34 protein-coding genes and 1 tRNA gene are annotated in these 26,642 nt (G+C 60.7%); 15 read left to right on the forward strand and 20 right to left on the reverse strand.

Annotated elements, in window-relative coordinates; genetic code table 11:
- Positions 1–211 precede the first annotated feature (211 nt).
- The 7 genes from ahpF to GYA94_RS21575 all read right to left on the reverse strand — a co-directional run bounded on the left by ahpF (position 212) and on the right by GYA94_RS21575 (position 7,383).
- Positions 212–1,789 (reverse strand): alkyl hydroperoxide reductase subunit F, encoded by a 1,578-nt coding sequence (gene ahpF, locus GYA94_RS21545; RefSeq protein WP_161893067.1) that lies wholly within the window; start codon positions 1,787–1,789, stop codon positions 212–214.
- Between the two features lie 127 nt (positions 1,790–1,916).
- Complete coding sequence (gene ahpC, locus GYA94_RS21550) at positions 1,917–2,480, reverse strand: alkyl hydroperoxide reductase subunit C (RefSeq protein WP_161893068.1); 564 nt, start codon at positions 2,478–2,480, stop codon at positions 1,917–1,919.
- A 180-nt stretch (positions 2,481–2,660) separates the two neighbouring features.
- Positions 2,661–4,016 carry a glutathione-disulfide reductase gene (gene gorA / locus GYA94_RS21555; protein WP_161893069.1) on the reverse strand — a complete coding sequence of 452 codons (1,356 nt, stop codon included), beginning with the start codon at positions 4,014–4,016 and terminating at the stop codon, positions 2,661–2,663.
- Positions 4,017–4,204: 188 nt separating this feature from the next.
- Positions 4,205–5,044 (reverse strand): UTP--glucose-1-phosphate uridylyltransferase GalU, encoded by an 840-nt coding sequence (gene galU / locus GYA94_RS21560; RefSeq protein WP_009683182.1) that lies wholly within the window; start codon positions 5,042–5,044, stop codon positions 4,205–4,207.
- A 272-nt stretch (positions 5,045–5,316) separates the two neighbouring features.
- Positions 5,317–6,231 carry a c-type cytochrome gene (locus GYA94_RS21565; protein WP_110676967.1) on the reverse strand — a complete coding sequence of 305 codons (915 nt, stop codon included), beginning with the start codon at positions 6,229–6,231 and terminating at the stop codon, positions 5,317–5,319.
- The gene (locus tag GYA94_RS21570; RefSeq protein WP_054913447.1) at positions 6,228–6,878 is read right to left on the reverse strand and encodes a c-type cytochrome; all 651 of its coding nucleotides are present in this window, start codon (positions 6,876–6,878) and stop codon (positions 6,228–6,230) included. Before GYA94_RS21570 ends, GYA94_RS21565 begins: the two co-directional genes overlap by 4 nt.
- A 145-nt stretch (positions 6,879–7,023) precedes the next feature.
- A complete protein-coding gene (locus tag GYA94_RS21575) occupies positions 7,024–7,383 on the reverse strand; it encodes a hypothetical protein (RefSeq protein WP_161893070.1) in 360 nt (119 codons plus the stop codon).
- A gap of 159 nt (positions 7,384–7,542) precedes the next feature.
- Here GYA94_RS21575 and GYA94_RS21580 point away from each other — a divergent pair, with 159 nt between their 5' ends.
- From GYA94_RS21580 to csrA, 8 genes are all read left to right on the forward strand, one after another.
- Complete coding sequence (locus tag GYA94_RS21580; RefSeq protein WP_003250918.1) at positions 7,543–7,845, forward strand: DUF1883 domain-containing protein; 303 nt, start codon at positions 7,543–7,545, stop codon at positions 7,843–7,845.
- A gap of 7 nt (positions 7,846–7,852) precedes the next feature.
- Entirely contained in the window at positions 7,853–8,023 is a 171-nt protein-coding gene (locus GYA94_RS27740; RefSeq protein ID WP_165944137.1) for a hypothetical protein, read from the forward strand.
- Between the two features lie 42 nt (positions 8,024–8,065).
- Positions 8,066–9,142, forward strand: a complete 1,077-nt coding sequence (locus GYA94_RS21585) for an NAD(P)H-dependent flavin oxidoreductase (RefSeq protein ID WP_161893071.1) — start codon at positions 8,066–8,068, stop codon at positions 9,140–9,142.
- 176 nt (positions 9,143–9,318) lie between these two features.
- A complete protein-coding gene (gene modA / locus GYA94_RS21590; protein WP_238706637.1) occupies positions 9,319–10,041 on the forward strand; it encodes a molybdate ABC transporter substrate-binding protein in 723 nt (240 codons plus the stop codon).
- On the forward strand, positions 10,041–10,721 hold the full coding sequence (gene modB / locus GYA94_RS21595) for a molybdate ABC transporter permease subunit (RefSeq protein WP_054905758.1): 681 nt from the start codon (positions 10,041–10,043) through the stop codon (positions 10,719–10,721). Before modA ends, modB begins: the two co-directional genes overlap by 1 nt.
- Position 10,722: 1 nt before the next feature.
- Positions 10,723–11,814 carry a molybdenum ABC transporter ATP-binding protein gene (modC, locus tag GYA94_RS21600; RefSeq protein WP_161893072.1) on the forward strand — a complete coding sequence of 364 codons (1,092 nt, stop codon included), beginning with the start codon at positions 10,723–10,725 and terminating at the stop codon, positions 11,812–11,814.
- A 56-nt stretch (positions 11,815–11,870) separates the two neighbouring features.
- Positions 11,871–12,893, forward strand: a complete 1,023-nt coding sequence (locus tag GYA94_RS21605) for a DNA topoisomerase IB (RefSeq protein ID WP_161893073.1) — start codon at positions 11,871–11,873, stop codon at positions 12,891–12,893.
- 253 nt (positions 12,894–13,146) lie between these two features.
- Positions 13,147–13,344: a carbon storage regulator CsrA gene (gene csrA / locus GYA94_RS21610; protein WP_161893074.1), complete on the forward strand. Its 198-nt coding sequence runs from the start codon at positions 13,147–13,149 to the stop codon at positions 13,342–13,344.
- A 41-nt stretch (positions 13,345–13,385) separates the two neighbouring features.
- Here csrA and GYA94_RS21615 read toward each other — a convergent pair whose 3' ends face one another.
- From GYA94_RS21615 to GYA94_RS21625, 3 genes are read right to left on the reverse strand one after another with little or no spacing between them, the layout of a single operon-like run.
- On the reverse strand, positions 13,386–13,739 hold the full coding sequence (locus GYA94_RS21615) for a response regulator (RefSeq protein WP_110676976.1): 354 nt from the start codon (positions 13,737–13,739) through the stop codon (positions 13,386–13,388).
- 11 nt (positions 13,740–13,750) lie between these two features.
- The gene (locus tag GYA94_RS21620; RefSeq protein WP_161893075.1) at positions 13,751–15,196 is read right to left on the reverse strand and encodes an ATPase domain-containing protein; all 1,446 of its coding nucleotides are present in this window, start codon (positions 15,194–15,196) and stop codon (positions 13,751–13,753) included.
- A 5-nt stretch (positions 15,197–15,201) separates the two neighbouring features.
- Positions 15,202–16,362: a two-component system sensor histidine kinase NtrB gene (locus GYA94_RS21625; protein WP_161893076.1), complete on the reverse strand. Its 1,161-nt coding sequence runs from the start codon at positions 16,360–16,362 to the stop codon at positions 15,202–15,204.
- Between the two features lie 269 nt (positions 16,363–16,631).
- Here GYA94_RS21625 and GYA94_RS21630 point away from each other — a divergent pair.
- A tRNA-Leu gene (locus tag GYA94_RS21630) sits at positions 16,632–16,716 on the forward strand.
- 104 nt (positions 16,717–16,820) lie between these two features.
- Positions 16,821–17,234, forward strand: a complete 414-nt coding sequence (locus GYA94_RS21635; protein WP_009681230.1) for a DoxX family protein — start codon at positions 16,821–16,823, stop codon at positions 17,232–17,234.
- A gap of 1 nt (position 17,235) precedes the next feature.
- On the opposite strand, the gene GYA94_RS21640 is transcribed toward GYA94_RS21635, so the two are convergent.
- Both GYA94_RS21640 and GYA94_RS21645 read right to left on the reverse strand, forming a co-directional pair.
- Complete coding sequence (locus GYA94_RS21640; protein ID WP_029886325.1) at positions 17,236–17,439, reverse strand: hypothetical protein; 204 nt, start codon at positions 17,437–17,439, stop codon at positions 17,236–17,238.
- Positions 17,440–17,515: 76 nt separating this feature from the next.
- The gene (locus GYA94_RS21645; RefSeq protein WP_146226817.1) at positions 17,516–17,830 is read right to left on the reverse strand and encodes a hypothetical protein; all 315 of its coding nucleotides are present in this window, start codon (positions 17,828–17,830) and stop codon (positions 17,516–17,518) included.
- Positions 17,831–17,840: 10 nt separating this feature from the next.
- Between GYA94_RS21645 and adhP the strand changes: the two genes are divergently transcribed.
- Positions 17,841–18,851: an alcohol dehydrogenase AdhP gene (gene adhP, locus GYA94_RS21650; protein WP_110676982.1), complete on the forward strand. Its 1,011-nt coding sequence runs from the start codon at positions 17,841–17,843 to the stop codon at positions 18,849–18,851.
- 73 nt (positions 18,852–18,924) lie between these two features.
- On the opposite strand, the gene GYA94_RS21655 is transcribed toward adhP, so the two are convergent.
- Positions 18,925–19,155: a hypothetical protein gene (locus tag GYA94_RS21655; RefSeq protein ID WP_161893077.1), complete on the reverse strand. Its 231-nt coding sequence runs from the start codon at positions 19,153–19,155 to the stop codon at positions 18,925–18,927.
- 207 nt (positions 19,156–19,362) lie between these two features.
- On the opposite strand from GYA94_RS21655, the gene GYA94_RS21660 reads away from it, so the two are divergent.
- Both GYA94_RS21660 and GYA94_RS21665 read left to right on the forward strand, forming a co-directional pair.
- Positions 19,363–19,599 (forward strand): hypothetical protein, encoded by a 237-nt coding sequence (locus GYA94_RS21660; protein WP_161893078.1) that lies wholly within the window; start codon positions 19,363–19,365, stop codon positions 19,597–19,599.
- Between the two features lie 106 nt (positions 19,600–19,705).
- Positions 19,706–20,047: a hypothetical protein gene (locus tag GYA94_RS21665; protein WP_110676984.1), complete on the forward strand. Its 342-nt coding sequence runs from the start codon at positions 19,706–19,708 to the stop codon at positions 20,045–20,047.
- 59 nt (positions 20,048–20,106) lie between these two features.
- Here GYA94_RS21665 and GYA94_RS21670 read toward each other — a convergent pair whose 3' ends face one another.
- Positions 20,107–21,381, reverse strand: coding sequence for a Y-family DNA polymerase (locus GYA94_RS21670; RefSeq protein ID WP_110676986.1), 1,275 nt, complete (start codon positions 21,379–21,381; stop codon positions 20,107–20,109).
- Positions 21,371–21,799, reverse strand: a complete 429-nt coding sequence (locus GYA94_RS21675; protein ID WP_009682126.1) for a LexA family protein — start codon at positions 21,797–21,799, stop codon at positions 21,371–21,373. Before GYA94_RS21675 ends, GYA94_RS21670 begins: the two co-directional genes overlap by 11 nt.
- Before the next feature lie 102 nt (positions 21,800–21,901).
- Between GYA94_RS21675 and GYA94_RS21680 the strand changes: the two genes are divergently transcribed.
- The gene (locus GYA94_RS21680; RefSeq protein ID WP_161893079.1) at positions 21,902–22,621 is read left to right on the forward strand and encodes an SOS response-associated peptidase family protein; all 720 of its coding nucleotides are present in this window, start codon (positions 21,902–21,904) and stop codon (positions 22,619–22,621) included.
- A 36-nt stretch (positions 22,622–22,657) separates the two neighbouring features.
- On the opposite strand, the gene GYA94_RS21685 is transcribed toward GYA94_RS21680, so the two are convergent.
- The 4 genes from GYA94_RS21685 to GYA94_RS21700 form a co-directional block, all read right to left on the reverse strand.
- Entirely contained in the window at positions 22,658–23,158 is a 501-nt protein-coding gene (locus tag GYA94_RS21685; RefSeq protein ID WP_161893080.1) for a GNAT family N-acetyltransferase, read from the reverse strand.
- Positions 23,159–23,741: 583 nt separating this feature from the next.
- Complete coding sequence (locus GYA94_RS21690; RefSeq protein ID WP_235575255.1) at positions 23,742–24,086, reverse strand: LexA family protein; 345 nt, start codon at positions 24,084–24,086, stop codon at positions 23,742–23,744.
- A 79-nt stretch (positions 24,087–24,165) separates the two neighbouring features.
- The gene (locus GYA94_RS21695) at positions 24,166–24,681 is read right to left on the reverse strand and encodes a DUF2514 family protein (protein WP_161893081.1); all 516 of its coding nucleotides are present in this window, start codon (positions 24,679–24,681) and stop codon (positions 24,166–24,168) included.
- Positions 24,678–25,166 (reverse strand): glycoside hydrolase family 24 protein, encoded by a 489-nt coding sequence (locus GYA94_RS21700; RefSeq protein ID WP_161893082.1) that lies wholly within the window; start codon positions 25,164–25,166, stop codon positions 24,678–24,680. Before GYA94_RS21700 ends, GYA94_RS21695 begins: the two co-directional genes overlap by 4 nt.
- Positions 25,167–25,327: 161 nt before the next feature.
- Between GYA94_RS21700 and GYA94_RS21705 the strand changes: the two genes are divergently transcribed.
- Entirely contained in the window at positions 25,328–26,257 is a 930-nt protein-coding gene (locus GYA94_RS21705; protein WP_161893083.1) for an alginate O-acetyltransferase AlgX-related protein, read from the forward strand.
- A gap of 51 nt (positions 26,258–26,308) precedes the next feature.
- On the opposite strand, the gene GYA94_RS27745 is transcribed toward GYA94_RS21705, so the two are convergent.
- Positions 26,309–26,642: tail fiber domain-containing protein (locus GYA94_RS27745; protein WP_167524233.1), on the reverse strand; the 334-nt coding region annotated here is incomplete at its 5' end.

Genomic DNA, 26,642 nt, shown 5'->3' on the forward strand with positions numbered 1-26,642 from the left:
GGATGCCGTAAGCATAGACAGCCTAGGTTTGATGCCTTGCGAGCGCTGGCCCCTGTGGGAGCGGGCATGCCCGCGAACACCGGCGCAGCCGGTGCCAGACACCGCGTCGCCTGCTTCGCGGGCTTGCCCGCTCCCACAGGTGAATCGCGCAGGCTTTTCAAATTTTGAGAAAGACAGTTGCTCCGCCTTCGAAGGCAGGGCCAGCCCAGGCTTACGCCGGTGCCGAGGTCCGGATCAGGTGGTCGAAGGCCGCCAGCGAAGCCTTGGCCCCCTCACCCACCGCAATCACGATCTGTTTGTACGGCACGGTGGTCACGTCCCCCGCAGCGAACACCCCTGGAATGCTGGTCTGGCCCTTGGCATCGACAATGATCTCGCCGCGCGGTGACAGTTCGACAGTACCTTTGAGCCAATCGGTGTTCGGCAACAGGCCAATCTGCACGAAGATGCCTTCCAGCGCGACTTCATGCTGCTCGTCCGTGGCGCGATCCTTGTAGCGCAGGCCAGTGACTTTCTCGCCGTTGCCAAGCACCTCGGTAGTCAGCGCACTGGTGATCACTTTCACGTTAGGCAAACTGTGCAGCTTGCGCTGCAACACCGCGTCGGCGCGCAGTTGGCTGTCGAATTCGATCAGCGTCACCTGGGCAACGATACCGGCCAGGTCAATGGCGGCCTCAACACCCGAGTTGCCACCACCAATCACCGCCACGCGCTTGCCTTTGAACAATGGGCCGTCGCAGTGCGGGCAGTAGGCCACGCCACGCGCGCGGTATTCCTGCTCACCCGGCACGTTCATTTCACGCCAGCGGGCACCGGTGGCCAGGATCACGGTCTTGGCCTTGAGCGATGCGCCGCCCGCCAGGCGCACTTCATGCAAGCCGCCGTCGGCGGCCGGAATCAGCGCTTCGCCGCGCTGCAGGTTCATGATGTCGACGTCGTACTGCTTGACGTGCTCTTCGAGTGCAGTCGCCAGTTTTGGGCCTTCGGTTTCCTGCACCGAGATGAAGTTCTCGATGGCCAGGGTGTCGAGTACCTGGCCACCGAAGCGCTCGGCAGCCACGCCGGTACGAATGCCCTTGCGCGCTGCGTAAATGGCAGCCGCCGCGCCAGCCGGGCCACCGCCCACAACCAGCACATCGAAAGCGTCCTTGGCGTTGATCTTCTCGGCCTGGCGCGCACCGGCGCTGGTGTCGATCTTGCCGAGGATTTCCTCCAGGCCCATGCGCCCCTGGCCAAACAACTCACCGTTCAGGTAGATGCTCGGTACCGCCATGATCTTGCGCGCTTCCACTTCACCCTGGAACAGCGCGCCGTCGATGGCCACGTGGCGCACGTTGGGGTTGAGCACGGCCATCAGGTTCAACGCCTGGACCACGTCCGGGCAGTTCTGGCACGACAGCGAGAAATAGGTTTCGAAGGTGAATTCGCCTTCCAATGCCTGGATCTGTTCGATCACTTCGGCACTGGCCTTGGAAGGGTGGCCGCCGACTTGCAGCAGTGCCAGCACCAGCGAGGTGAATTCGTGGCCCATGGGGATGCCGGCGAAGCGCAGGCTGATACCTTTGCCATCGGCGCCAGCACCCGGGCGGCTCAACGAGAACGATGGGCGACGGGCATCGGTGCCGTCCGCGCTGAGGGTAATGAGTGTGGACAAGCTGGCGATCTCCACCAGCAGGTCATGCAATTCACGGGACTTCGCGCCGTCGTCGAGGGAGGCAACGATCTCGATCGGCTGGGTGACCCGCTCCAGGTAGGTTTTCAGTTGCGATTTAAGCGTGGCGTCCAACATACGGGCGATTCCTTCTTCAATACTCGGATACAAAAACACCCAGGCGAGGTCGCCCGGGCGTTTGACGGGGCGGTAGCTTGTTCAGCTTTGGCGGCTGCCTACCGCCCGCGTTGTTGCGCGCATGGCCTTAGATCTTGCCGACCAGGTCCAGCGATGGCGCCAGGGTGGCTTCGCCTTCTTTCCACTTGGCCGGGCAAACTTCGCCTGGGTGGGCAGCAACGTACTGGGCAGCTTTCACTTTGCGCAGCAGTTCAGCTGCATCGCGGCCTACACCACCGTCGTTCAGTTCGACGATCTTGATCTGGCCTTCCGGGTTGATCACGAAGGTACCGCGATCGGCCAGGCCAGCTTCTTCGATCAGCACGTCGAAGTTGCGCGAAATGACGTGGGTTGGGTCACCGATCAGCGGGTACTGGATCTTGCCGATGGTGTCCGACGTGTCGTGCCAGGCTTTGTGGGTGAAGTGGGTGTCGGTGGACACGCCGTAGATTTCCACGCCCAGCTTCTGGAACTCGGCGTAGTTGTCGGCGAGGTCACCCAGCTCGGTCGGGCAAACGAAGGTGAAGTCGGCCGGGTAGAAGAACACGACGGACCACTTGCCTTTCAGGTCGGCTTCGCTGACCCGCACGAACTCGCCTTTGTGGTAGGCGGTAGCGTTGAACGGTTTGACCTGGCTGTTGATGATTGGCATGAGAGACGCTCCTTCATGGGGTTGGAATCAGTTGATGGATAGAATCCTAACTAATCATCCCGCTGAAGGCTCATTGGCAAAGCTCATGCTCGTGATTGGTTTTGGCTATAGCCAGAGGTACTTGATAGAAGACTCGGTTGTAGGAGCGGGCTGCCCCGCCCCTTCAACGTAACGCATAGATCAACGGCTAGCCGTACGCAGGGTGACGAACTCTTCGGCGGCCGTCGGGTGCACGCCGATGGTTTCGTCGAATTGCTGCTTGGTGGCGCCGGCCTTCAGGGCAATACCCAGGCCCTGGATGATCTCGCCGGCATCAGGGCCGACCATATGGCAGCCCAGCACCTTGTCGGTGTCGGCATCGACCACCAGCTTCATCAGGGTCTTTTCCTGGATGTCGGTCAGGGTCAGTTTCATGGCGCGGAAGCGGCTTTCGAATATCTGCACCTTGTGCCCTGCCGCCAGCGCCTGTTCTTCCGTCAGCCCCACGGTACCGATTGGCGGCTGGCTGAACACGGCTGTGGGGATGTTCTGGTAGTCCACCGGGCGGTACTGCTCGGGCTTGAACAGGCGCCGTGCCACCGCCATGCCTTCGGCCAGCGCCACCGGGGTCAGTTGCACCCGGCCAATCACGTCACCAATGGCCAGGATCGACGGCGCGGTCGTCTGGTATTGTTCATCGACCCGGATATAGCCACGCTCGTCCAGCTCGACGCCGGTGTTTTCCAGGCCCAGGTTGTCCAGCATCGGGCGTCGGCCGGTGGCATAGAACACGCAGTCGGCCTGCAACTGGCGGCCATCCTTGAGCGTGGCCTTCAGGCTACCGTCTTCAAGCTTGTCGATGCGCTGGATATCGGCATTGAACTGCAGGTCGAGGCCGCGTTTTTCCAGCTCTTCCTTCAGGTGGGTACGTACCGAACCATCGAAACCCCGCAGGAACAGGTCGCCACGGTACAGCAGCGAAGTAGCCGCGCCCAGGCCCTGGAAGATACCGGCGAACTCGACCGCGATGTAGCCACCGCCGACCACCAGCACCCGGTGTGGCAGGCTCTTGAGGTAGAAGGCTTCGTTGGAGGTGATTGCCAGTTCCTTGCCTGGAATGTCCGGCACCTGCGGCCAGCCGCCGGTGGCGATCAGGATGTGCCTGGCACTGTAGCGTTGGCCCTCCACTTCCACTTCATTGGCCCCGGTCAGGCGCGCGTGCCCCTGCAGCAGGGTCACCCCGCTGTTCACCAGCAGGTTACGGTAGATGCCGTTCAGGCGCTCGATCTCACGGTTCTTGTTGGCAATCAGGGTGCCCCAGTCGAAGTGCCCTTCTTCCAGGGACCAGCCGTAACCGGCAGCCTGTTCCAGTTCATCGGCCACATGCGCACCGTAGACCAGCAGCTTTTTCGGCACGCAGCCGACGTTGACACAGGTGCCGCCCAGGTAACGGCTTTCAGCCACTGCCACTTTTGCACCAAAACCAGCGGCAAAGCGCGCAGCGCGCACCCCGCCGGAGCCGGCGCCAATCACGAACAGATCAAAATCGTATGCCATGTGTTCTCTCTCCTAGCAGGCGACCAGCATAACGCACTGAGGCCGCTTTGCAGCCCTTCGTGGCAGACCCGCCCCCATCAGGTTGGCGCACACCAGGGGCATGCGCGGTAACTGTAGGAGCGGGCCTGCCCGCGAAGGGCCGCGCAGCGGCCCCAGTCATCGCAATGGTGCTACAAGCAGCGGCTGTATCAGTAAGCCTTGCCAGTCTTGTAGTAGTTCTCGAAGCAGAAGTTGGTCGCGTCGATGTAGCCCTCGGCGCCACCGCAGTCGAAGCGCTTGCCCTTGAACTTGTAGGCGATCACGCAGCCGTTCTGCGCCTGCTGCATAAGCGCGTCGGTGATCTGGATTTCGCCGCCCTTGCCTGGCTCGGTGTTCTTGATGATGTCGAAGATATCCGGCGTCAGGATGTAACGGCCAATGATCGCCAGGTTCGACGGCGCATCTTCCGGTGCAGGCTTCTCGACCATGTTGGTAACGCGGAAGATGTCGTCACGGATCATGTCACCGGCGATGACACCGTACTTGTTGGTTTCCTGAGGGTCGACTTCCTGGATGGCGATGATCGAGCAGCGGAACTGGTTGTACAGCTTGACCATCTGGGTCAGCACGCCGTCGCCTTCCGGGTTGACGCACAGGTCGTCCGCCAGCACCACTGCAAACGGCTCGTCGCCGATCAGCGGGCGCCCGGTGAGAATGGCATGGCCCAGGCCTTTCATTTCGGTCTGGCGGGTGTACGAGAACGAGCACTCGTCCAGCAGGCGGCGGATACCGACCAGGTATTTCTCCTTGTCGGTGCCCTTGATCTGGTTTTCCAGCTCGTAGCTGATGTCGAAGTGGTCTTCCAGGGCGCGCTTGCCGCGGCCGGTCACGATGGAGATTTCGCTCAGGCCGGCATCCAATGCCTCTTCAACGCCATACTGGATCAGTGGCTTGTTGACCACCGGCAGCATTTCCTTGGGCATGGCTTTGGTAGCAGGCAGGAAGCGCGTACCGTAGCCGGCTGCCGGGAACAAGCATTTCTTGATCATATACGTCCTTACAAAAGGCTAGGCCTGTGGAATTCGGCGCAGTCTAATCAGGCGGCAGAAACCTTACAATGCCTGACCTGCGGCCGACCGATGGGTAGATAGAGATAAGCAAGTGTAGATAGTTCCGAGGGATCGCAAATATCGCCAGCAGACATGCAATTGAAATACCACAAATCACGCCTGCCTGTGGCGGCCTCCTGGCGAGTAAACCTGCTTCCACAACCACCGTTGCAGGCCAGGTTTACCCGCCAAGCGTTCGCTACAGGCACCCGTCAGCTACCGGTCCCCTGCCCGACCAGCACGCCATCGACCTTCTGCCCATACAGGTTCACGCCGTCATTGGCATGGAATTTCACCCGCGTCTTCTCGACAGAGCCTTCTACCAGGCGGGGATCCTGCGGCCGTTCATGCCGGTTGATCCATGCCGCAACATCCCAGGCCTGCTGGTCGCTGAGGCTGCCCGGCTTGCCCAGTGGCATGTTGTACTTGATGAAGGATGCCGCCGTGTTGATACGGTGCATACCGGCGCCCCAGTTGTAGCTGTCCTTGCCCCACAGCGGCGGCATCACATATTCGCCCGCCACTTTCTGCCCTTCACCGTTGTCACCATGGCAAATCGCGCATTGCTCGCGGTACACCTGCTGGCCACGCGTGAAGTCGTACCCGCCTGCAGGCTGCGCGACTTCCGGGTAACCGCGCCCGGCAATTTCGACGCCGGTCGGCGCCTTGGTCGACAGCCAGTACGCGTACACCGACAGCGCCGTCATCTGCGGGCTGTCCGCGGCCGGCGGCTTGCCATTCATGCTGAACTGGAAGCAGCCCTGGATGCGCTCGGCAAAGGTGTTGACCTTGTCGTTTTTCTTGCGATAGGCGGGGTACATGGGGTACGCGCCCCACAGTGGCGCGGAATGGGCCATACGCCCCTGGTCGAGGTGGCAGTTGCTGCAGTTCATGCCGTTGCCCACCGCCTCGGGCATCAGCCGGCGGGTATCGACGAACAAGGCATGGCCTTCACGCACCATCTTGCCGAAAGCATTGGCGGGCAGCTCGTCTTCCGCCGGGGGCGTGAACTGCAGGGCGGCCTGCTTGCCGGGGACCTTCAGTTGCGACTGGTCTTCCATGGCGATAGGCGCGGCCTGGGCACTGCCCACAACCAGCAGCAACAGAGCGGGGATCAGCGGTTTCATGGTTTGACCTCCTGGCTGGCGGGGCGGGCGAAGAACTCGGCAACAGCCTTGATCTCGTCATCGGTCATGGCCTTGGCCACGCCGACCATCAGCTGGTTCGGGTCATTGCTGCGGCTGCCGTCGCGCCAGGCATTGAGCTGCGCTACCAGGTAACTGGCAGGCTGCCCGGCCAAAGGCGGGAAGTGTTCGCCAACGCCACCGCCACCCGGACCGTGGCATTGCACGCAACCAGGGATATGCCGGTTCCAGTCGCCGTACAGGGCCAGGCGTGTGGTAGGGTCGCCGGCAATCTGCTGGCGGCGCCCATCGACGACCTCGACTGCCGGCAGGCTGGCCAGGTAGCTGCTGACGGCGGTGATTTCCTCTTCGCTCAGGGCCTTGGCCAACGGCTCCATCACCGCCTGCTTGCGGCTGCCACTGCGCCAATCATGCAATTGCTTGCTGAGGTAAGCAGCCGGCAGGCCGGCCAGCCGCGGAAAGCCCGCCGCAGCGATGCCCTTGGCGTCCGGGCCATGGCAACCCAGGCAGGCCAGGGCGGCGGGGTTGGCCCCGCCTTGGGTGAAAATTTTCTGGCCATCGGCGGCATGCGCCCCGGGCCAGGCCAGGATCAGCAGGCTGCCGATCACGACGCGACTCAACGGTGTCATCACGAATCTCCATTTCTTTTGTTATAAGCTTAGGCTTAAAAAACATAAGCAAATGGATACTAGCCCCGTCGGGGAAATCGCAACAACGTCAGGCCGGCCGATCTGATGGCAAATAGCCCATTAACCGCCCTTTACTTGCCTCAGATCAACTCCCCGAGATGCAGCGGGTAGCTGCCGTGCGCACATCGCCCAGGCGCAGCGGGAAGTTGCTCAGCCGCTCATGCAGCTTGATGCTGCTGCCGCCGCCACGCTCATCGATATCCAGCAGGGCGGCCGGGCCAGCACCTGCTGTCAGCTTCTGCGGCACCGTCAGGCGCAGGCCGTCACCGCGCCGCTCTTCCACCAGTGGGTCACGGCTGTCGGCAAGCTGCGCCTTGACGCAATCGGCATACTCGCGGGGCGTCTTGCCAGAAATCACATCCAGGGTCGCATGCGATTGCTCCAGCTCGGAAACACTGACACAGCCACCCAGTGCCAGTGTCAACGCGGCCACCATCCACTTCATCTGTCTTACCTCAACTTGTACGAACCCCGTTCGACCACCGTCAGGCAGTTTTGCTCCGTGCTTTGGCAGAATTATCCAAGCCCGGCGAACAGCGCGGCAGTATAACGGCACATCGTGGTATCTTTTGCCTTTGCTGAACCAAACCTTGCGGAGCATCACATGAAATTCGTACACCAGCGCGAGCACCTCAATGAGGACGACATCGTCGTCATCGAGTGTTCCCAGCGCTGCAATATCCGCCTGATGAACGACGCCAACTTCCGCAGCTTCAAGAACGGCGGCCGTCATACCTACCACGGCGGCCACTTCGAGAAGTTTCCGGCGAAGATCACCGTGCCCAGCACCGGGTTCTGGAATATCACCATCGATACCGTGACCACCCGCCCGATCTCGGTTACCCGCAAGCCCACCCTGACCCACAAGATCAAGATCATCCGTCGCTCGTCGTCGAAACTCAGATAAGGCCACCATGACCCAGACCATCAAGTACGTGATCAAATACAAACTCGACGGCCAGCGTCGCTGGGACTTCGCGCTGATGCCCGACGCCTCGCAGGCGCAAGCCCTCGAAGCCTTGCGCAAAATCCATGGTGAAGACGCCGACAAGATCAGCGACATTCAGGTCAGCAAGGCCCTGTAGTAGCCGCCGCCGCACCGTTCGCCCAGCGCAAGGAGACCTCGCATGCGCCACTGGCCCGACCGCCGCATCCTCGACCTACTGGGCATCGAGTTGCCCATTCTGCAGGCCCCCATGGCGGGGGCAACCGGCTCGGCCATGGCCATTGCGGTGGGCTCGGCCGGCGGCCTGGGCGCCCTGCCCTGCGCCATGCTCAACGGTGAGCAGGTGCGCGCCGAAATTGCTGCATTCCGCGCCGGCTGCCCGGGGCGCCCCTTGAACCTGAACTTTTTCTGCCACCAGCCACCCGCGCCCGACGCCGAGCGCGACGCGCGCTGGAAGCAGGCGCTCGCCCCCTACTACAGCGAAGTGGGGGCGGATTTCGCGGCGCCCACCCCGGTCTCGAACCGTGCGCCTTTCGATGAGGCGAGTTGCCAACTGGTCGAACAACTGCGGCCGGAAGTGGTGAGCTTCCACTTTGGCTTGCCCCAGGCCGACCTGCTGCAACGGGTACAGGCCAGCGGTGCCAAGGTGCTCTGCACCGCCACTACCGTGCAAGAGGCCGTCTGGCTGGAGCGCAACGGCTGTGACGCCATCATCGCCATGGGTTATGAAGCCGGCGGCCATCGCGGCATGTTTCTCAGCGACGCCATCACCAGCCAGATCGGCACCTTTGCCCTGGTACCGCAGGTGGCCGACGCGGTCCGCCTGCCGGTCATCGCCGCCGGTGGCATCGCTGACCATCGCGGCCTGGTGGCGGCCCTGGCCCTGGGCGCATCTGCCGTGCAGATCGGCACGGCGTACCTGTTCTGCCCCGAGGCCAAGGTTTCGCCAGCACATCGGCAGGCGCTGGACAGTGCGCCTGCCAGTGACACGGCGCTGACCAACCTGTTTACCGGCCGCCCGGCCCGCGGCATCAACAACCGTATCATGCGCGAGCTGGGGCCGATGAGCGCGCTGGCACCAGCGTTTCCGCTGGCGGGCGGGGCATTGATGCCGTTAAGGGCAATCACCGAGCCGCAGGGCAACAGCGACTTCAGCAACTTGTGGTCAGGGCAGGCGTTGCGGTTGGGGCGGCCTATGCCGGCCGAGGCGCTGACCCGGGAGATCGCGGCCAAGGCACTGGCCAGGGTTGCCGGGTAGCCCGCGCCTGCGCAGCCTGCGGCAACCTTTCGTTAGCCCGCAATCACACCATCCTTGTGAATGCACCCCGCAGCCCTTCCCGGCAACTGGCCTATCGCTATATAGTTATGAATATAACGATACCTCAAGGAGCTGCCTGCATGCGTATCCGCCCGTCTCACCTGGCCTTCACTGCCATGGCCAGTCTGTTTGCCTTCAATACCGCCTGGGCCGACGAGGTTCAAGTGGCCGTCGCGGCGAACTTCACGGCGCCCATCCAGGCCATTGCCAAGGACTTCGAACACGACACCGGCCATACACTGGTCGCGGCTTACGGCGCCACGGGGCAGTTTTACGCCCAGATAAAGAACGGCGCGCCCTTCGAGGTGTTCCTTGCCGCCGATGACACAACCCCGAAAAAGCTCGAGGAAGAAAAGCAGATCGTCCCCGGTTCACGCTTCACCTACGCCATCGGCACCCTGGCGCTGTGGTCGGCGAAAGAAGGCTACGTCGACGCCAAGGGCGAGGTGCTGAAACAAAACGCATTCAGCCACCTGGCCATCGCCAACCCCAAGGCCGCGCCATACGGCCTGGCCGCCACCCAGGTACTGGACAAACTGCAGCTTACCGCGGCCACCAAAGGCAAGATCGTCGAAGGCCAGAACATCACCCAGGCTTTCCAGTTCGTCTCCACCGGCAATGCCGAACTGGGTTTTGTCGCGCTATCACAAATCTTCAAGGACGGTAAAGTGACCCAAGGCTCGGCCTGGATCGTACCGGCCAACCTGCACGACCCGATCCGCCAGGACGCCGTACTGCTCGACAAAGGCAAGGACAACGCTGCCGCCAAGGCCCTGATCGAATACCTGAAGGGGCCAAAGGCCGCCGCCCTGATCAAGTCCTACGGTTATGAAATCTGATGCCGCTGGATGCCAGTGACCTGGGTGCCATCTGGCTGACCGTCAAACTGGCCAGCCTGACCACGGTGATCCTGCTGATCATCGGCACGCCGGTCGCCTGGTGGCTGGCGCGCACGCGCTCCTGGCTACGCGGGCCGGTGGGCGCGGTGGTGGCGCTGCCGCTGGTGCTGCCACCGACCGTCATCGGCTTCTACCTGCTGATCGCCCTCGGCCCCCACGGCTGGCTCGGCCAGGCCACCCAGGCCATGGGCCTGGGCACCGTGGTGTTCAGCTTCACCGGCCTGGTCATTGGTTCGACCGTCTATTCCATGCCCTTCGTGGTCCAGCCATTGCAGAACGCCTTTGCCGCCATCGGCCAGCGCCCGCTGGAGGTCGCGGCCACCCTGCGCGCCAGCCCGTGGGACTGCTTCCTCCATGTGGTGCTGCCGCTGGCACGCCCCGGTTTCGTCACCGCCAGCATTCTCGGTTTTGCCCACACCGTGGGCGAATTCGGTGTGGTGCTGATGATCGGTGGCAACATCCCCGACAAGACGCGCGTGGTTTCGGTACAGATCTTCGATCACGTCGAGGCCATGGAATATTCACAAGCACACTGGCTGGCCGGCGCCATGCTGGTGTTCTCGTTCCTGGTGCTGCTGTTGCTGTACACCGGGCGCCGCGGTAAAGCCGGCTGGAGCTGAGATGACTGCATCGATAGTGGCGCGCCTGAACCTGCCACGTGACGACTTTACCCTGGACGTAGACCTGCGCCTGCCCGGCCGCGGCATCAGCGCCCTGTTCGGTCAGTCCGGCTCTGGCAAGACCACTTGCCTGCGCTGCCTGGCGGGGCTGGAGCGGGCTGCCAACGCCTATGTCGAGGTCAACGGCGAGGTCTGGCAGGACAGCAGCCGTGGTTATTTCCGCCCTCCCCACCTACGCCCGGTGGGCTATGTATTCCAGGAGGCCAGCCTGTTCCCACACCTGTCGGTGCGCGCCAACCTGGAATTCGGCTGGCGCCGCCTGGCGGCCGCCGAACGCAAAGTCAGCCTGGGCCAGGCCAGCCAGCTGTTGGGTATCGGCCATTTGCTGGAGCGCCGCCCGGCGACTTTGTCGGGTGGTGAGGCGCAGCGGGTTGGCATCGCCCGCGCCCTGCTCAGCAGCCCGCAGCTGCTATTGATGGATGAGCCGCTGGCCGCCCTCGACGGCCCACGCAAGCGCGAGATACTGCCGTACCTGGAACGCCTGCACGGTGAGCTGGACATCCCGCTGGTGTATGTCAGCCACGCACAAGATGAGGTGGCACGCCTGGCCGACCACCTGGTGCTGCTGGAACACGGCCGAGCCGTGGCCAGCGGCCCCATTGGCGAAACCCTCGCCCGCCTCGATCTGCCGCTGGCCCAGGACGATGACGCCGGGGTGGTGTTCGAAGGCCGGGTGGTGGGGCACGACCCGCGCTACGACCTGCTCGACCTGCGCCTGCCCGGCGAACATGGGCCCTTGCTACGCATCGCCCATGCCGCCCGGGCCATGGGCGACACCTTGCGGGTCAAGGTGCAGGCGCGTGACGTAAGCCTGGCACTGACAGCTGACAGCACCTCGAGCATCCTCAACCGTTTGCCGGTACAGGTGCGCGAAACCCGCCCCGCGGCCAACCCGGCGCATGTACTGGTCAGCCTGGACGCTGGCGGCAACCTGCTGCTCGCGCGCATTACCCGGTTTTCGGCAGAGCAGCTCGCCCTGCACGCAGGGCAGGTCGTGTACGCCCAGATCAAATCGGTGGCGCTACTGGGCTGAGCATACCTGACACGCGTGTTGTCCATTGATCAGTGATCTGATCGAGGCCAAACACCATGCTCGACTGCCCTCTGCCGCGCAGTTTGCACTATGTCGAAGACAGCCAGCCAGGCCTGGCCCGGCGCCGTTGGCGCGACCGCTTCATCTACCTGGACGCCGATGGCGAACGGGTCCGCGACAAGGACACCCTGGCGCGCATTGCCGCCCTGGTGATCCCCCCGGCCTACACCGACGTGTGGATCTGTGCCGACCCCCAGGGCCACCTGCAGGCCACCGGCCGTGATGCGCGTGGCCGCAAGCAATACCGCTACCATGTGCAATGGCGCGAACTGCGCGACCAGCACAAGTACGGCCGCATGCTGGCCTTCGCCCAGGTTTTGCCGAAACTGCGCGCACAACTGGAAACCTACCTGGCACGCCCAGGGCTGGACCGGGAAAAGGTCATGGCACTGGTGGTGAGCCTGCTGGACCACACGCTGATCCGCATTGGCAACCAGCGCTACCTGCGCGACAACCAGTCGTACGGCCTGACCACCCTGCGCAACCGCCACGTAGAGGTCAAGGGCAGCAGCATTCGCTTCCAGTTCCGCGGCAAGCGCGGTGTCGAGCACAACGTCACCCTCAATGACCGGCGCCTGGCCAACCTGCTCAAGCGCTGCATGGAACTGCCCGGGCAGGCGCTGTTCCAGTACCTGGATGCCGACGGCCAGCGCCATAGCGTCGGCTCGGCCGAGGTCAACCAGTTCCTGCAGCAACTCACAGGTGCCGACTTCACCGCCAAGGACTACCGCACCTGGGCTGGCAGCAGCCTGGCGCTGGACCTGCTCAGGCCATTGGCCTGGGAACCGGAGGCCGAGGCCAAACGCCAGGTGGCCGCCATCGTTCGCCAGGTGGCCACGCGCCTGGGCAATACCCCGGCGGTCTGCCGCCGCTGCTACATCCACCCCGCCGTACTCGAACACTACGCCCTGGGCCGCCTGGCGGACTTGCCAAAGCACCGCATACGCAAAGGCCTGGACCCTGAAGAGGTGGCTTTGCTGGTATTTCTTCAAGCCCTAGAGGAACAGGACGGTCATTAAGCCTGTCTATTTAATCCATGATGCGAAGAAATTTCCCATTGGCCGCCAACGGCCCTATTCTTGCCACCGAGCACCTTGGCCGACAAATCGCTGACGGTTTGCTTTGGCACCTGCAAGTGAAGGTACGCAACAGAATTTTTCTGTCGGGGAATTACTATCCGCCGAAAGCGTCTTTAATGAGAAGGAACAGGGACCCGCTCCCGCCGCCGCGGCAGTTAGCCATGCGGACTTTATTATCACCAAGGAGAACTACATGCTGATACTCACCCGTAAGGTTGGCGAAAGTATCGTCATCAATGATGACATCAAAGTCACCATTCTGGGCGTAAAAGGGATACAGGTGAGGATCGGTATCGATGCACCGAAGGATGTACAGGTCCATCGTGAAGAGATCTTCAAGCGTATCCAGGCCGGCAGCCCAGCCCCGGAAAAGCACGACGATTCACAGTGAATCCCGGCTGACCAAGCGCATGGATGCGCTCGGCCGCAGGCTCAGGCTTTCAGTAGCTCACGCACCTTCGCAATCATCTTGTCCATATCGAATGGCTTGTCGAAAATGGCCTTGAACAGGGCAGGACAGACCTGGCTGGCCTGTGCGCCACTCATGAGAATGACTGGCACCTCGCGCAGCGCCGAGCAGTCACGCATGGCGCGCACCAGCTCCTCGCCATTGAGCACCGGCATCATGTAGTCGGTGATCACCAACTGCACGCTCTCGGCCACAAGCATTTCCAGCGCCTTCTTGCCGTTGATGGCCTTTTTCACCTCGTAACCTTCATCCTCCAGGGCGAAGGCCAGGATATCGGCGATCAGGTATTCGTCATCGACGATCAGAATGGTGTTCATTGCCCCGCCTGTCACCCGCCGTCCTGCGGCACCGGCGTACCCGAAAGCACCCCGCTGTTGCCGGCGAATGCCTTGTGTAGCGTTATGCCCTGGGGCCCGATCAGCAGCTCGTGCAAGGCCGGGTCATGGTGGCTGTCACGCACCTTGAGGATCGACAGCATACGCCGCAGCTGCGAGTCCAGTTCCACAAAGCGCATCAGCATCAGGTTGTCGACGATGCTCGACAGGTCCGGCGCCGGTGCGCTGATCTCGGCGCCGAAAATATCGCGCATTTCCCAGGTCAGCATCACGCTGACGCCGCGCGCGCGCAGCTCACCGGTCAACGCGCGAAAGAAGGCATTGAGGCGGGCCGGGTCGGTGGCCAGGCGGCTGAATGCCCCCAGGCTGTCGATCACCACGCGCTTGCTGCCCAGTGCGGCGACCCGCTCCAGCAGCCGCGCGCCCACTTGGTCGAGCAACCCCTCTGTGGTGGGTTGCCAACACAATTGCAAACTGCCGCTTTGCTCCATCGCGGCAAAGTCGTACCCCAGCGATGCGGCCTTGCTGCGCAGGCGCTCGGGCGTTTCATAGAAGCCGAAATGCAAGCCTGGCGCTTGCGCGGTACTGGCGCCAAGAAATGCCAGGCACAACGAGCTCTTGCCAATACCGGACGGGCCGATCAACAAGCTGACCGAACCGTTCGCCAGCCCGCCGCCGAGCATTTCATCGAACGTGGGTACCCCGCTGGTGACGCGCCCCACATTGCCGCCGGCGACCTGGCTGGGTTGGCTGAACAGCGCTTCCAGGCGCGGAAACACGTGCATGCCGGCTTCGTCGATCAGGCACTCGTGGCGCCCCGACAACGCCCCACTGCCGCGGGTTTTGCGTAACTGGACATGGCGCACGGCACGGCTGCCCAGTAACTGCTCACCCAACTCGATGACCCCATCGACCATGGTGTGCTCAGGGCTCCCCTCCTCCAGCCGGGCGCTGGTCAGCAGCAACACCGTACAACCCGCAAACGCCGCGTGGCCTTGCAGTTCGGAGACGAACTTCTTGGTGTCGAGCGTGGTGTGTGCACGGGCGCGGGCATTGAGCACACCGTCGACGATCAGCAGGCTGGCCTTTTGCCGGGCGATTTCCTGGCGCAGCAAGCGCACCACAGCCTCCAGCCCTTCCTGCTCCAGGGTGTCGAAAGCGCTGACGAACTGGATCTGGTCACCAATCAACCCCGGGTCGAAGAACGCGAGCGTCGACAGGTACTGGAACAAGCGTTCATGTGACTCGCTGAGCAAGGTAGCCACCAGCACCCGACCACCGTCACGCACGTGGTTATGGGCCAGCTGGTTGGCAAGAATGGTCTTGCCGGCACCCGGTGGCCCTTGAACGATGTAGGAGGCGCCAGCCACCAGGCCACCCCTGAGCAACGCATCGAGCCCGTCGATGCCCGTTATCAGCCGCCTGAGTGCCCGTGCCATGTTGTCTACCTGTCGAGTGGGCTGAGTGCCTGATTCTGATACATTGGCAGATAAAGCTGCATGCAAGTTCCACGACCCGGCGCGCTATCGACACAAATAGCGCCACCGCTCTGCCTGGCGAAGCCGTACACCTGGCTAAGGCCCAGGCCAGTACCCTTGCCAAAGGGCTTGGTGGTGAAAAATGGCTCGAAGATGCGTGGCAGCACTTCGGGCGCGATACCCTCGCCACTGTCCTCCACCCCAAAGCACACAAAGCGGCCGTGCAGCCCTTCTACCTCGCCGGCCAACTCGACCAGCTCCACCCTCAGGTCGATATGGCCATTGCCGGTGATGGCGTCGCGGGCATTGAACAACAGGTTGAGCAAGACCATTTGCAGCTGCCCGGCATCGACTTCGATCAGCGGCAGGTCCGGTTGCAGTACCACCGTCAGCGTGATCGCACTGGGTAACGCATGCTCCAGCAGGCCACGGGTGGCGGCAACCAGGGCAGCCGGTGCAACACTGGCCACATCGAGCTGGCGGTGGCGGGCGAAGCTGAGCAATTGCTGAGTCAGCTCGGTGCCGCGCTGCCCGGCATCGATGATGTGCTGCAGCATGCGCTGCGCCCGCACCGGGTCCTGGGTAGTCTGCGCCAGGCGTGCCGAGCTGAGAATGATGGTCAGCATGTTGTTGAAGTCGTGCGCCAGGCCACCGGTCAACTGGCCAAGCGCCTCAAGTTTCTGCGCCTGGAACAGCTGGGCGCGCATGGCATCCAGTTGCATGGCAGACTCACGACGGTCGGTAATGTCACGGGTGACCTTGGCAAGCCCGACGATCTGGCCGTCTTCGTCGCGAATCACATCCAGTGCGGCCAACGCCCAGAACTGCGTGCCATCCTTGCGTACCCGCCAGCCTTCATCCTGTGCCACACCCTGCTCGAGCGCCTGGCGCAGCAGGCACTCAGGGCGGCCGTCAGCGCAGTCCTGCGGGGTAAAAAACAGCGAAAAATGCCGGCCAACCACTTCGTCGGCGCGGTAACCCTTGATCCGTTGCGCGCCTGCATTCCACGACACCACATGCCCAGAAGGGTCGAGCATGTAGATGGCATAGTCCACCACCGACTGAACCAGCTGTTCATAACGGTGGGCGGGCATGTCGGGGTGGTCGATGCTATCAGCTGAAACCATGCATACTCCACTGGCACAGCAGGAAGGAAAAAATGAACGTAACCCGGTGTGCCCAGCCTTGAGCCATCCCTTGACACTCTTGGATCCAACCAATCGGTAACAGTGGCTTAATGACTGCAACGTGTCAATTGCCCATTACAACTGCCCTCTCATCTGTAGATCATAGGTGCTGCGGTTGACTCAACTATAACAATGGGTTATAAAGCGCGCTTGATTGCAAAGCCCTTCTGCTTAGAAGCGAGCCGGTCGTTCACGACCCCTTCAAGCGTGCGAGTGTGGTGGAATTGGTATACACAGCAGACTTAAAATCTGTCGGCGTGAGCCTTGCGGGTTCGAGTCCCGCCACTCGCACCAAATTCCCCTGAAAAGGCGCCTGCATGGCGCCTTTTTAGCGTCTGGCAGCAATGTTTTGCGCAGCTGCTAAAGTGGAGCATACATTCGTCCACTGGAACGCTGCCATGCGCTACTCCCTATTCGATGGTCAACGCGACATCATCATCCTGCTTGCCCGCGTGCTGTTGATGATCCTGTTCGTCTTGTCAGGCTGGGCCAAACTGACCGGTTTCGACGGGACCGTCGCCTACATGACCTCCCTGGGTGCCCCCGCCCCGATGCTGGCGGCCGCAATTGCGGTACTGATGGAGTTCGTGGTCGCCATCCTGCTGATCGTTGGCTTCTATACCCGGCCACTGGCAGCGCTGTTCGCGCTGTTCGTGCTGGGAACCGCGCTGATCGGCCACCCTTTCTGGAACATGGTCGACCCCGAACGCAGTGCCAACATGACCCAGTTCCTGAAGAACATGGCCATTATGGGTGGCCTGCTGCTATTGGCCGTGAGCGGCCCTGGGCGCTTCTCCGTAGACGGGCGCTGAGTCAGTCGTCGCAGTCATCGAACCACGCCGGATGCTCGAGCCGCTCTTCATCAAGGTCATCGAAGTCACCCGGCGTTTCGTCTTCCTCCAGCTCATCCTCGGCGCCCTGGGCGTCCGCCTCGTGTTCCACGTCGTCGCCATAGAGGAATTCGTGATCGAGCAGATGATCGTGTTCCGGCTCGTGAAGGTCGTCTTGGTCGCGCATGCTGGCTCCTGAAGTGTTTGGCAGGCCTGTATAGGCCGATCGAGGTGCCGGGTCAATGGGGGCTATTAATGCACCGTTAATGCCACCAGCCCAATCTGCAGGCTCTCCCTTCAAACGTTGCTTGCCCGCCTTCATGGCGGGCTTTTTTTCGCCCCGCCAATGACTGCGCCCCAAATGACAGGTTGATCACCTGCGCTTCACGAAATACCGACATCTGCTTGCGCACACTGACCCCGCTCCGTACGTTCTTGCAGCCCGCCGCACATTTGCCGCGGGCTTTTCTTTGTTCGACAGCCTGTGGCTGCTCACCCTCATGATCTGGAGCAGTTTTCCCCTCGCGCGCAAGGTCTATGCTGATCCGGCCATCACTCAAGCTCATTCGGATAGACACGGAGGCTCCTATGAAAGCTGCTGTTGTTGCGCCAGGCCGTCGCGTGGACGTTGTCGAGAAAACCCTGCGCCCACTGGAACACGGCGAAGCGCTGCTGAAGATGCAATGCTGCGGGGTATGCCATACCGACCTGCATGTCAAAAATGGCGACTTCGGTGACAAGACCGGTGTCGTGCTGGGTCACGAAGGCATTGGGGTGGTTCAGGAGGTAGGCCCCGGTGTCACTTCGCTCAAGCCCGGCGACCGCGCCAGCGTTGCCTGGTTTTACCAGGGCTGTGGGCACTGCGAATACTGCACCAGTGGCAACGAAACACTGTGCCGCGAAGTGAAGAATTCCGGCTACACCGTCGACGGCGGCATGGCCGAGGCCTGCATCGTCAAGGCCGACTACTCGGTCAAGGTGCCTGATGGCCTCGACTCTGCAGCGGCCAGCAGCGTCACCTGCGCCGGCGTCACCACCTACAAGGCCGTGAAAAGCTCCAACATTCGCCCCGGCCAGTGGATCGCCATCTATGGCCTCGGTGGCTTGGGCAATCTGGCCCTGCAATATGCGAAGAATGTGTTCAACGCCAAAGTGATTGCCATCGACGTCAACGACGAGCAACTGCGCTTCGCCAGCGAGATGGGCGCCGACATGGTGGTCAACCCCCGCACCGAGGATGCAGCGAAAGTCATTCAGGCCAAGACCGGTGGTGCCCATGCAGCCGTGGTTACGGCAGTAGCCAAAGCCGCGTTCGACTCGGCGGTAGACGCCCTGCGTGCCGGTGGCCGCCTGGTTGCGGTCGGCCTGCCCTCCGAAGCCATGAACCTGAACATCCCCCGCCTGGTACTGGACGGCATCGAAGTAGTCGGCTCGCTGGTGGGCACCCGCCAGGACTTGCAGGAGGCCTTCCAGTTTGCCGCTGAAGGCAAAGTCGTGCCCAAGGTGACACTCCGGCCGATCGAAGACATCAACCAGATCTTCGACGAGATGCTGGAAGGCAAGATCAAAGGCCGCATGGTGATCCAGTTCGAAGGTTGACCTGCTGACTACGCGCCGAACATTACCACTGCACAGCCCGCAGACAATCCGTTGCGGGCTTCGCTTCCACCGGTCAGTTTCTGCCCATTGGGGCAACACTCAAGTTCGACCGCGCGTTCATGCCCTGTAGCAAAGGGGTCACCCCGTCCACGAGTGGCGACGTTGCGCACGCATGGCTACGAATACATTGATGATTGCCAGCACCGGCAAACACTTGGGCGGCCGGCCCACCCTCATGCGGGCAATCGGCAGCCGCTTCTTTGAGAATCTTGTCCAACGATTCAACCATGCTGGAATAATCCATTCCTGACTCCGTCGTTGGTGAACATCGCTTACGTTCAACCATAGCTGAGAAACATTTCAACAGTACGCTGGGAAATACCCTGATACAGACCACTCCCTTCAGTGAAGCTGACCGATCACCGGCATACCAGGTTCAAAGAAAAATCTCGCACTGTTCGACGTGAGGGTTTTGAATGGTCTGTACGGCTTGTACTTGCAGGAGACAGCAATGACCATTCGCAGCCTGGCCAGAATTCTTCCCCAAGACCCCAACCGTCCAGGCTGGGTGCTTGGATGGGGTGTACTAAGAGACCGCTACCCCTGGCATTTTGTCGATGTCTATGCCGACCGGCAAACAGCACAGGCAGAGGCGCGGCGGCGCGGCGCGGGCTATGTGGTCGAGCATGGGTCACACCGGCTGGGGTCGAAGGAATTCATCTGTGGAACGAGCCTGCCGGAAGGCTAGCGCTACGTTACTCGCTGCTGCGCACAAAAATCCGACAGAGTGACAGGGCATCACCGCCGCGTGAGCTAAAGTTCTTGATGAACACACGCAACGTGAGATACCCATCATGATAAAAAGTGAAGCAGAAGAGGTGATCGAGCGTATCAGGAAGGATCTCGAGAAGCATGGCGTGAATATCGGCTTTGTACAAGAAGTTACCATACCGTATTTCGGTTGTGATCTTGACCACTACGTTGCGCAGGTCAGCGAGGCGCCAGGGAACTTGGTCAAGCGCATCCTGATACACGATGAGGCCTTATGGAGGGCGTTCAGGCGAGGTGATGTGCCTCGCTGCAAGATCAGTGAATGCCAATGCCGAGGCGAGCTGTTCGGCATGCCCATCATGATAGAGCCAAGAACCGATGACTCTTACACCATCCTGTACAACAACGGTCAAACAGGGTTTTGAGCTAACCGACGACCCTCCGCAGGCTTTTAGCCTGCGGAGAACTCAAGCCGAGGCGCGACTCAGCATTTTACCTTCCACAACTGGTCAATTCGCGTCGTGTAGGATTGGCTCATCATCTCCCTCTTCATGCCCCAATCCGGCACCGCGGGCACACTGGCAGTGCGCACTGTACCCCTCCCCCAGCGCCCATTGATGTCGTCCATGACCGCCATCAATCGGTCGCACGCCACCGACTGCTTCAGGGCAAAAAGATCTTCTGAAAATTCGCCCGGTTGTCGAAGGTCCATCAACAGCACCTCGGCCTTGCTGTAGCGAAACCCAGGGCGGAAGATTTGCTCGACCGCTGCCGTAGCCAGCCCGGTCATGAGCAGTGTGTCGCAGGTCGGATAGGGCAGCTCCACCAATGCTCCCTGGGCGTGGTGTGGCTCCTGCGGGTTGAACATGCCGGTGCGTATGCTGACGCGCATGCGCTTGCACAGCGAACCCTGGGCACGCAACTTTTCCGCCGCACGGCCAACGTAGGTGGCCACTGCCTGCTTGATCGGCGCCAGGTCAGCAAGCCGCCTGCCGAACATGCGGCTGCAGCATATTTCCTGCTTCGGCGGCTCGACCTCATCCAGCTCAAGGCAGGGCGTACCGGCCAGCTCCCGGGCCGTTTTCTCCACGACCACGCTGAACTTGCGTCGCAGCGTCCAGGCATCGGCCCTGGCCAGGTCCATCGCCGTATGAATGCCCATTGCCTCGAAGTGGGCGGCCATGCGCCGGCCAACACCCCACACCTCCTTCACCTTGGTATTGCGGAGCACCCAGTCGCGCTTGAACGCATCGGTAATGTCCACAACCCCGCCCGTCTGGGCCTGTATGCGCTTGGCCGTATGGTTGGCCAGCTTGGCGAGCGTCTTCGTACCGGCGATGCCAACGCCAACCGGGATGCCCGTGCATTGAAAGACTCTTGAACGCACATTTCGCCCAAACAGAGTCAGGTCGCCCTGAATTCCGGACAGGTCAGCGAAGCACTCGTCGATACTGTAGACCTCGGCGGCAGGCACCATCGACTCGATCAGCGACATGACGCGCTCGCTCATGTCGCCATACAGCGCGTAATTGCTGCTGAAGGCCTTGATGCCGTGGCGGCGTAATTTGTCCTTGGCCTGGAAATACGGTTCGCCCATCTTCACGAAGGGTTTTGCGTCGTATGACCTGGCAATCACGCAGCCGTCATTGTTGCTCAGCACCACGATCGGGGTCTTGGCCAGGTCGGGCCTGAACACACGCTCGCAGCTCGCGTAGAACGCATTGCAGTCGATGAGCGCGAAAACCGGGTCACTGCGCATGGTCACGAACGCTGTAACGCACAACGCCCCATACCACGAAGTCATCCCCTTCCATGATGTACCGCGCCGGGTAAGCGGGGTTTTCAGACTTGAGGATCACCACCCCGTCGCGGCGGTGCAGGCGCTTGCACACCGGCTCGCAGTTGACCGCGGCAATGACGATGTCGCCGTGCTCCGCCTCACGGCCACGGTCTACGATGACCAGATCACCTGAGTAGATGCCAGCGCCTTGCATGCTGTCGCCTTCAACTTTCACCAGATACACATGGGGTGCGCGGATGTCGAACAGCTCATCCAGGGAAATATGGCCTTCCAGGTGGTCTGCGGCAGGCGAAGGGAAACCGGCCGGAACGTGGAACGAGTACTGCGGGAAGGATTCGGTGCCGCCAGTCGGCGGACCGAGATAGGTGATGGTCATGACGGAAGGTCCAATGCAAACTGTATGCATATACAGTAAATCTGGCATTGGGCATGCGGTCAATCACGCACGGCGAAAATTCTGACGGACGAGAGGTGGATTATGTGCGGGCGCTACTCGATCTACGAGTCGATGGATCACTACCTGCGCCAGCTCGCGCTGGACCTGGTGGTGATCAATGGCTACGACCACGAGCCGATCAACCGCTACAACGTTGCGCCGTCCACGCGCGTGGAACTCGTTCGCCAGCGTGGTGACGGTTTGTACGTGGATCGGGTCAAGTGGGGTTGGTCGCCTGCCTGGGCCAAAGGCAAGCGCCCGGATCCGATCAATGCTCGAGCCGAGACGGCAGTGACAGGTAAGTTCTTCAAGGCACTTTGGCCGAACGGCAGAGCCCTGGCGCCTGCCAATGGTTGGTTTGAGTGGCTCGCGGACCCAGCGGACCCAAAGCGCAAGCAGCCCTGCTACATCACCAGTGCCGACGGCGGCCCGCTTTTCTTTGCGGCGCTGGCAGAGGTGCACCACGGCGTGGCACCGGATGAGCGCGATGGCTTCGTGATCATCACTGCAGCCGCAGACCAGGGGCTTATCGACATCCACGACCGAAAGCCTCTGGTGCTGACGCCGCAACTGGCAAGGGAATGGCTGGACCCCGCCACATCGGCGGAACGTGCGGCGACGATCATCGAAAAAGGCTGCCGCCCCGCACAGGATTTCCGCTGGTTTCCGGTTGGAAAAGCAGTGGGCAATGTTCGCAACGAGGGGGCGGAGTTGATAGAACCTGCCAATGATCGGGACCATCAGGGGGACCTGGGGTTTTGAAGCGGGTAGCCGGGCTTCCCGCTTCGCAGGCGCTCATTAGCCTGCTTCCTCCACCTGCTTGTAAATGCGAAATCCCCGTGCTTGATAGTTTTGAAGGGCAGCAGGATGGTCAAGTGTGCACGTGTGCACCCATACCCGCTCTGTGCCAGGCCACTCCCATGCAGATAGGGCGGCGTGGCTCAACAGCGCCCCGCCGAACCCGCTCCCTATGAACTGCGGCGCCAGCCCGAAATATCGGATCTCACTGTTACGGCCATCGGGACGATAAAGCTCGTAGTAGCCGGCAATTGCACCTCGGTGGTAGGCAACCCACGTTCGATGGCAATCCTGCTCAACGAGTGCCTGCCAATCGGCGTCACGCCAGGTATCAAGATCGCCCCATTCCCAGGACGCGCCTACGAGCTGGTAGAGGAATTTGTTGAATAGCGCCTGAGGCACTTCGCACTCGATAATCTGTAGGTCATGCCGCTGGGGCTTCGCCTGCAGGTCTGAAGCCGAAGTCATTTCCAAATAGTAGGTAGTGCAAGAACGATTCATTACGGGCACCCTTTGCTCCCTTTCGTGCGCAGACAAGCATGCCAGCAACAGCTTGATTTCGGCCAGCCCGCACGTGCGCCTCGTAAGGGGCGCAAGACAGCGTCTTGGCCGGGGCTCAGCAGTACGCAATCAGGCGTAGGGCTAATGCCTGTCAGTTACGTAATTTGGGGCCGCTTTGCGACCCTTCGCGGGCACGCCCGCTCCCACAGGGGGGCGCGCATTTCTTGAGTTCAGCGCTTGAAACGTGTGGGAGCGGGCGTGCCCGCGAAGGGCTGCAAAGCAGCCCCAGTAACGCTTAACTGACAGGCATTAGCCGTAGGGCTGCCATTAATTTAGGAACGTTTGGCATTTTTTGACGCGCAAATAAAAACCCCGCAGACGTTAATCTGCGGGGCTTTCGAATGGTGGAGGCCGAGGTCGGAATCGAACCGGCGTAGACGGATTTGCAATCCGTTATGACCCCCTTGGTTTTGCTGGGGTTTGGCCTGCAAGCCCCGGAATACATGGGAAAACGCTTAAGTGCTGGTGCTGGTAGTTCATGCCTATTTGGGACAACCGGTGTCCCAGGACTGTCCCGCCCCAGTCATGACCGGTCGTGATCCCGAATGCTGTGAGTCACCACACCCCAAACCTCGAACTGGTCACCCTCCATGATGTACCTGGACGGGAACTTGGGGTTGTCCGGCACCAGCACTACCTGGCGGTCACGGATCATCATCCGCTTGCAGGTGGCATCTCCGTTCAGCGCGGCGATGATGATGCTGCCAGACTTTGGCTCAGCCAGGCGATCGACTATCAGCAGGTCACCGGTATAGATGCCGGCCCCCTGCATGCTATCGCCCTCCACCTTGACCAGGTAAACGTTGGGCGCGCGCAGCTTGAGCAAATCGTCGATGGAGACCTGCAGGTGGTCAGTTTCTGAGGGCATGGTTGAAGGCATGGTGGCTGGCCGATAACTGGATATGGATACAGTATCTTATGGGTCGTCCGATTCAGGCAACAGCCGGTCAGCGACTCGCCTTAATGCCGTCAATCACTGCCTCGCACGCCAGGCCTGCTATTCGGCTTCGCTCAAGCGCTGCTGCGCAGCTGCCCGCCATTCGGTCAGACTCTTCAAGCAATCCCCCGAGCACCACGACGGCAGAGGTTCCTGCCTGGCGCTGCTGGGTAGCGATGGCACCGCAGGTGGCTGCTCGGCCGGCGCGCAGTCGGTCGATTTCCCCGCGCAGCCCGCCAGCAGCAGACTCAGCAGCAGCGGCGCGGCCTTGGGCCAGTTCCAGTTTTTGTCGTGCACTCTCGCCCTCCTTGTCCGCCACGGCTTGGCGGCGCTGTTCTTCGGTTCTGGCCTGGGCCGCGGCGCGCCGGTCGCGCTCAGCTACCTGCAGGCGGTAGTCGGACAGTTCGGTTCGGGCCTCGGCCGTCTCGCCCTGGGCGACCACCACGCGGTACTGCTGTCCGCCAGCGACCAGCACCAGCGCGATCAACCACCAGCACCAGGCAGGCACAGCGGCCAGCCAGTTCATGCCAGCGCTCCGCCGAGCTCCACCCAGCGCCCGAGCAGCTTGTCCAGGCGGTGCGGGTTTTGCCCATAGCTGTTGCCCGGGAAGCTGGCCCAGATGTTCGAGCACCTGGCGATCGCCTCCTGGATGCGGCCGGCCTTGATATCGTCGAGGGCACGGCGCTCGCGGATCTGCTGCAGCGCTACCCGGTCCTGATTCTCCGGAGTGAACCCGCCGGACAGCCGTAGGCTAGAGCGGTAAGCGTCCCAGTACCGCTCGAGCAGCTGATAACGCCCGGCGGCCGTGCTGGTGACCGGCTTGCCGTTGATGGGAAAAGTGAGCTTGCGGCGCGGGTGATCGACATAGCCTTGAAACAGCCCTCCGCCGTACAGCACGTTGTAGCCATCGTCGCTGGCTTTCACGGTCGAGGTGCCTTCGGAAAAAGCGATCAGATCCAGAAACCGGAGCACATTCGCGCCTCCGGCCTGGGATTCGGTGAGTCTGGCCATGGTTTCTCCAGGCGAAAAAAAGCCCGCGCTTGGCGGGCATTGAAAGAAATATGAGAGCCTAATCAGGCTTGAATTTTGTGAAACCACCGACCGATAGGATGGCGGCAAGCTGATACTGAAAGTAGAATGCGTGCATAGACTCCAGCGGAAGGAGGCACTTGATGCTTTCGAGATTTTTGAAAAACCCTCTCAGCGAATACGCTTCCATCATGAGCGACGAATTCACTGGCCCAAGAGTCGGCAAGGTCACAGATGACCGAACTGCAGTGATCGGCAGAGACGCTTGGCTGTTTATTTATGAAGGAGGCAATCAATACAAAACAGCATATATGGAGCCAGATCAATATGGCTTAGGGGAAAGTTGGGCATCGCTAATTGAGATGCGCCAGCGTAAAGCTGACTCTCTTGGAATTCAGATATTGCATTTGGTAATTCCAAATAAGCTAACATTGCTGCCACAATATTTCCCCGAAAAACTAAACTCATCCATATCTTATGCTCTATCAAGCCTCATTTTTGCAAACTGTGATGCAGACCTATTGATACCTATAAACGAATTAAGAAATCCTGATGTTTCTGGTTCAGTTTTCAGAAGGAATGACAGCCATTTTACAATTGCTGGAAACGCTTGCGTTACTGATATTGTGCTATCTAGGCTTGGAATGAGCAATATAAATATTGAAAACTCTATAGTTCCTACATCTGTAGTTAAGCAAGTAGGAGACCTAGGAATAAAATTCCCTAAAAAGATCGGAGAGCATCTTCACGCTCCAGACTTTAAAAATGGATTCTTAGATCAGTCAAAAATACATAAAATAAAAGAGTTGATAAATCCACCGAGACACTTGGGAAGCCAAGTTTCTTTTAGGAATAATAACGCCCCAATTGACAAGAAAATAGTTGTTTACGGAAACTCATTTTTCTCAATGTGTCCATCTTGGGGTATGAGTCCATTCTTTGCTGCTTTATTCAAAGAGTTCCATTTCATATGGTCTTATGAAGTTGATTTTGACCAATGCAAGGACATCGGAGCGGATATCGTACTTTTCCAAACGTGCGAGAGGTTTCTTTCCAGGGTTCCCGCTCGGTGAAATGGCTGGCTCTGCTGCTGCAGAGCCATCATCCACGCATTAGTACATCCATCAGACACCCGACTCAATGAGAGCAAGGCGCTCCTCAAGCCGTTTGGTAGTCCTACGCATGAGAGCTGCTTCTAGGACAAGAGCCTCTTCATATCGAATTCCGTAGCGACTTCCTGCTTCAAGCGCAGGAGTTACGACCTCTTGCCCGGCTGCCTTGATCAGCGTCGACTTCATGATAGCCGGCTTAATTACCTCCACCACAGGTGGCGCGTCCCCAATAGCAGGATGAGTTACCAGAACCGCTTCCTCAACCACCACGGTCTCGTACTGGTTGTCCCACTTTCGGACCTCTTCTGGCTGCGCGTCCCATTCATCAGTATCCGCTCCATAAACC

Origin of the sequence: Pseudomonas juntendi (assembly GCF_009932375.1) — a bacterium.
Lineage (GTDB): Bacteria > Pseudomonadota > Gammaproteobacteria > Pseudomonadales > Pseudomonadaceae > Aquipseudomonas > Aquipseudomonas juntendi.